Source organism: Alteromonas sp. (genome assembly GCF_984505615.1).
Map to the genome: position 1 here is coordinate 80930 of NZ_CFHOXV010000013.1, position 6000 is coordinate 86929.

A 6000-nucleotide genomic window follows, 5' to 3' on the forward strand; every position below is an offset into this window, starting at 1 on the left:
CGAAAAGTAAGGTAAAGTTATAGTCATTCCAGCTTTCTATACTACCCAAAGTGACTCGGGTGACAAGAAAAATGTAATTTTTTGACAATCGAAGCAACAGAATGGTGGGTATTCAGCGAATAAATACCTCTTTAACGTGTCATAGATGACTCAAGTTGTAATTTTACTACATTTGGTGTTAACTATGTGCTAACAACGACGAGACAGTTCATCTGCGTTGCCTGACAGTATCGAACTGTTATCTGGATTATCATTAAGAAGGTCGACGAAATATGGTAATGGATAATTCCTTTGAACCCTGTGATTTTGTGCTGTTTGGCACGTTAGGGGATCTCTCACGACGGAAACTATTGCCGTCCTTATATCAGCTGGAAAAAGCTGAGCTCATTCACCCTGATACCAAAATTATTGGTGTAGCGCGTCAGGACCTGAGCACTGAGGACTACAAGAAAGAAGTCCGTAACAACATCGAAAAATTTGGTTCCAAACAAGTTTGCGAAGATACCTGGGCGCGCCTTGAAGCCCGTCTGCAATATGCTTGTGTGGATATGAAGAACACTGAAAGCTACCGCGTTTTTGATTCAGTGGTAGATGCAGACCGCATTATGGTGTGCTATCTGGCGACTCCGCCTGCTATCTACGGTGACATCTGCCGTGGTCTGCACAGCTGCGATATTATCGACAGCTCCGTACGGGTAGTGCTGGAAAAACCAATCGGTCACGATCTTGAATCTTCTAAGGTCATTAATGACCAGGTTTCAGAATACTTTAAAGAATCGCAAATCTACCGCATTGACCATTATCTGGGTAAAGAAACGGTTCTTAACCTGATTGCCCTGCGTTTTGCTAACTCCATTTTTGCTACCAACTGGGATCACAACTCCATTGACCACGTACAGATCACTGTTGCTGAGTCGGTGGGGATTGAAGGCCGTTGGGGCTATTTTGATGACGCTGGTCAGATGCGTGATATGGTGCAGAACCACCTGTTGCAAATTCTCAGTCTGATTGCCATGGAACCGCCGGCAAACCTGAATGCCGACAGTATCCGTGATGAAAAACTGAAAGTACTGAAAGCTTTACGTCCGATTAACCTGAGCAATATCAACGAATCAACAGTACGTGGTCAGTACACGTCTGGTTTCGTTAAGGGTGAAGAAGTACCGGGCTATCTGGAAGAAGAGGGTGCCAACACCCGCAGCCGCACTGAAAGCTTCGTTGCCATCAAGGCCGACATCGACAACTGGCGCTGGGCCGGCGTGCCGTTCTATTTAAGAACCGGTAAGCGTTTGCCGACCAAAGTGTCTGAAGTTGTGATTTACTTCAAACGTCAGCCACACAACCTGTTCGGTGACAGCTTCCAGAATCTGCCGCCTAATAAACTGGTTATCCGTCTGCAGCCTGACGAAGGTGTTGAAATCACCGTAATGAATAAGGTACCGGGTCTGACCAGCTCAGGTTCAATGGACCTGCAAAAGTCAAAACTCGACCTGAGTTTCTCGGATGCATTCGGCGACGACCGCATTCCTGATGCTTATGAAAAGCTGTTACTTGAAGTCATGCTGGGCAACCAGGCCCTGTTCGTTCGCCGTGATGAAATTGAACAGGCGTGGAACTGGGTTGATTCAATTCTTGAAGCGTGGAAGCAAACTAATGAGCCACCGGAGCCGTATCAGGCTGGTACGTGGGGACCGGTGGATTCTATCGGGTTATTAGCCCGCGCTAACCGTAGTTGGTATGAAAGCAAAACAACACGGAAGAAGAAATAAGATGGCTTTGACAATTAATGCTTTTGACAATGCAGATGCACTGACCAGTGCATTTGCAGGCACGCTTATTTCACTGCTGGAAAAAGGCATTGCTGAACGTGGCCGCGCCAGTCTGGTAGTGAGCGGGGGCAGAACACCTCTGGCTCTGTTCAAACAGCTTAGCCAGACTGACCTTGCCTGGGATAAAGTTGACATTACGCTGGCTGATGAGCGTTGGGTTGACGAAAATGACGACGCCAGCAATACAAAGCTGGTGCGTGAAAACCTGATCCAGAACAAAGCGGCAGCCGCTAATTTTGTCACTTTGAAAACGGACGATGCAGATGCCAATGATGGTATCGCCGAGGCGGAAAACCGTCTGTCCAGTTTCAGCCAGCCTTTCGACGCGCTTATTCTCGGTATGGGCGAAGATGGCCACACAGCATCACTGTTTCCGTGTTCGGAGCAGGTTGCTGATGGTCTGGATCTGGCGAGTGGTAAAATTTGTATCGCTACCCAACCCACCACGGCCCCTCACCAACGTATTTCACTGACACTGCCTGCACTGTTAAACAGTCGCAATATCTTTATTCACCTCACCGGTGAAAAGAAAAAAGCGGTTTTAGAAGACGCCATTGCTAATGCAACTGAGCTGGAAAAACCCGTTACCGCAGTTGTCAACCGTGCTGATGTCACGCTGATGTGGGCACCCTAGGAGCAGATCATGAATTCTCAAATTGCTGAAGTAACACAGCGAATTATTGAACGCAGTAAAGCAACCCGTAAGGCCTATCTGGAAAAAATTGAGAAGGCCCGTCGTCAGGGACCGCACCGTGGTGTGCTGTCATGTGGTAACCTGGCTCACGGCTTCGCCGCTTGTGGCAGCGATGACAAAGCCGATTTGCGTTCAATGACGAAAGCCAATATCGCAATCATCTCTTCTTACAACGATATGCTGTCGGCTCACCAGCCGTACGAAGCATATCCGGCAATCATTAAAGAAGCCATCCGTCAGGTGGGCAGCGTAGCGCAGTTCGCCGGTGGTGTACCGGCCATGTGTGATGGTGTTACTCAGGGTAACCCGGGCATGGATCTTAGCCTGATGAGCCGCGACATTATTGCCCAGGCGACCGCAGTGGGTCTGTCTCACAACATGTTCGACGGCGCTCTGATGCTGGGGATCTGTGACAAAATTGTTCCCGGATTACTGATGGGATCACTGGCCTTTGGTCACTTACCGACTGTTTTCATTCCTGCCGGACCAATGCCTTCAGGTCTGCCAAACAAAGAAAAAGCCCGTGTCCGTCAGGAATTTGCTCAGGGTAAAGTCGGGCGCGACAAATTACTTGAAGCAGAATCTCAGTCTTACCACTCTGCGGGTACCTGTACTTTCTACGGTACAGCGAACTCTAACCAGCTGGTTGTTGAGACTATGGGTCTGCACCTGCCGGGTTCATCGTTTGTTAATCCGGGCACGCCACTACGTGATGCATTGACAAAAGCTGCATCCGTTCAGGCAACCCGTCTCACTGACCTGGGCGACAACTACACGCCGATTGGTCATATTGTTGACGAGAAAGCCATTGTTAACGGTATCGTTGCACTACTGGCGACCGGTGGTTCTACTAACCACACCATGCACCTTGTGGCGATCGCCCGTGCAGCCGGTATTCTGGTTAACTGGGACGACTTCTCAGATCTGTCTGATGCCACACCGTTAATTACCCGTATCTATCCGAATGGTCACGCTGACATTAACCATTTTGTCGCTGCCGGCGGTATGTCGCTGTTGTTTAAACAGTTGCTGGATGCAGGTCTGCTGCACAATGACGTTAAGACAATTTGTGGTGACGGTCTGGATCTATACACCAAAGAGCCGGTTCTGAAAGACGGTGAACTTGAATGGCGTGACGGTCCGGTTGAATCTCTTGATAAAGAGGTACTGGCCACTGTTGAGAAACCCTTTAAGCCTGACGGTGGTGTTTGCGTACTTCGCGGTAACCTGGGTCGTGGCGTTATCAAAACGTCTGCACTTAAGTCTCCGGTTTGCCATATCAAAGCACCTGCTGTGGTGTTCGAAGATCAGTTCGAACTGGATGCGGCGTTTAAATCCGGTGATCTGGACAAAGACTGCATTATCGTTGTGCGCTTCCAGGGCCCGTCAGCGATTGGTATGCCTGAACTGCACCGCTTAACACCACCTCTGGGTGTATTACAGGACCGCGGATTCAAAGTCGCGCTGGTAACAGACGGACGCATGTCCGGTGCGTCAGGTAAAGTACCAGCGGCTATCCACGTTACCCCGGAAGCCTACAAAGGCGGCATGCTGGCGAAAGTGGAATCCGGCGACCTCATCGAACTGAATACAGAAACCGGTGAACTGACATTACTGGTAGATGACGAAACCCTGGCTGCACGTACCGCAAAAGAAGCGGACCTGGCGCATCATCAGGAAGGTATGGGACGTGAACTGTTCTCCGGTTACAGAAATATTCTGTCCGGAGCTGAAGAAGGCGCGTGTTCATTGTTTGTAACTCAGGAGCAGGCGCTATGACGGCACTTTTTGTTGCAGATGTCGGCGGGACGAACATTCGTCTTGCCCGTGTAACTGATACCGGTGTAGACAATATCATCAAATACCAGTGCAGAGATTTTGCCAGTATTGATTTGGCTATTGGTCAGTATTTCGCGGATTTACCTCAGTTCACCTTTACTTCAGGTTGTATTGCTATTGCCTGTCCGGTACTGGGTGACCAGGTAGAGATGACGAACCACAGCTGGGCATTCTCACAAACTGCATTACGTAGTCAGCTGAAGCTGGACAATCTGTTTGTAATCAATGATTTCACAGCCGTGGCGCATTCATTACCGGTATTAGGTGATGATCAGGTGGTGCAAATCGGAACCGGCACGGCGAAAACCAACGGCAATATCGCTGTATTTGGTCCGGGCACCGGCTTAGGCGTAGAGCACATCACCATGACGTCTTCTGGCTGGCAAACTCTGGACGGCGAGGGTGGTCATGTTGATTTCGCCCCTGTTGATGAAACAGATGTGGTGATCTGGCGCTACCTGCAAAATGAACACGGTCGCGCATCTGCCGAAGAGGTGATGTCTGGTCGCGGACTGATGAACATCTACAAGGCGCTGGCATTACACAATAACGTACCGGTAACACACACAGAACCGTCTCAGGTTACTGAACGTGCGTTGTCCGGCGAATGCGATGTGTGCGTACAAACTCTGACTCAGTTCTGCCGTATCATGGGCAGTTTTGCCGGTAACCTGGCACTGAACATGGCTACCACCGGTGGTATTTTCATCGGCGGCGGTATTGCGAACCGTTTTGCAGAATTCTTAAAAGAGAGTGATTTCCGCGCCCGCTTCGAGGCCAAAGGCCAGATGAAGCATTACGTGAAAGACATTCCAACTTATCTGATTGCAGAGCCCGACCACGGATTATTAGGTGCATCTGCATACCTGAAACAACATACAGCGAGTGAACTATGACAACGAACGCTAACTATACACCGGCAGACATCTTTGCTGCTGGCCCGGTAGTCCCGGTACTGGTAATTAAGGACCTGGACAAAGCTGTGCCACTGGCAAAAGCACTGATTGCAGGTGGCATTAAGGTGCTGGAAGTCACACTGCGTACACCTGTTGCTCTGGATGTGATCAAGAAAATCGCAGACGAAGTACCTGAAGCGATTATCGGTGCGGGTACTGTTACTAATGCACAGCAGCTTAAGCAGGTTGTTGAAGCCGGTGCGAAATTCGCTATCAGCCCGGGTCTGACTGAAGCACTGCTTGAAGCCGGTAAAGGTTACGATATTCCGTTAATTCCGGGTATTTCTTCAATTTCTGATCTGATGACAGCGAAGGATGCGGGTTATGACCACCTTAAATTCTTCCCTGCTGAAGCATCAGGTGGCGTGAAGGCGCTTAAATCTATCGGCGGTCCTTTCCCTGATGTGACATTCTGTCCTACAGGCGGTATCGGTCCGGCTAACTACAACGACTACCTGGCTCTGTCTAACGTTCGTTGTGTTGGCGGTTCATGGGTTGCACCTGATGATGCCATTGAAAGTGGCGACTGGGACAAGATCACCCAACTGGCGAAAGAAGCCTGTGACGGTGCCAAAGCCTGAGTACAAATTCTCTGATTTTGCTCGTAAACCGGATGTTGAATAACATCCGGTTTAATTAGATGGTCCGCCTCACCTCTAAGCTAGTCTTAGAGTTAGGCAAT

General features: G+C 49.5%; 5 protein-coding genes. All 5 read left to right on the forward strand.

Annotation, left to right across the window (positions count from 1 at the left end; genetic code table 11):
* Positions 1-272 precede the first annotated feature (272 nt).
* From zwf to AC4PME_RS09955, 5 genes are read left to right on the forward strand one after another with little or no spacing between them, the layout of a single operon-like run.
* Entirely contained in the window at positions 273-1769 is a 1497-nt protein-coding gene (zwf, locus tag AC4PME_RS09935; protein WP_119501086.1) for a glucose-6-phosphate dehydrogenase, read from the forward strand.
* A 1-nt stretch (position 1770) separates the two neighbouring features.
* Positions 1771-2463, forward strand: a complete 693-nt coding sequence (pgl, locus tag AC4PME_RS09940; protein ID WP_491046091.1) for a 6-phosphogluconolactonase — start codon at positions 1771-1773, stop codon at positions 2461-2463.
* Positions 2464-2472: 9 nt separating this feature from the next.
* Positions 2473-4302: a phosphogluconate dehydratase gene (gene edd / locus AC4PME_RS09945; RefSeq protein WP_491046090.1), complete on the forward strand. Its 1830-nt coding sequence runs from the start codon at positions 2473-2475 to the stop codon at positions 4300-4302.
* A complete protein-coding gene (locus tag AC4PME_RS09950) occupies positions 4299-5258 on the forward strand; it encodes a glucokinase (RefSeq protein ID WP_474845737.1) in 960 nt (319 codons plus the stop codon). The genes edd and AC4PME_RS09950 overlap by 4 nt, the downstream gene beginning before the upstream one ends.
* Positions 5255-5899: a bifunctional 4-hydroxy-2-oxoglutarate aldolase/2-dehydro-3-deoxy-phosphogluconate aldolase gene (locus AC4PME_RS09955; RefSeq protein WP_119501090.1), complete on the forward strand. Its 645-nt coding sequence runs from the start codon at positions 5255-5257 to the stop codon at positions 5897-5899. Before AC4PME_RS09950 ends, AC4PME_RS09955 begins: the two co-directional genes overlap by 4 nt.
* Positions 5900-6000: the final 101 nt, after the last annotated feature.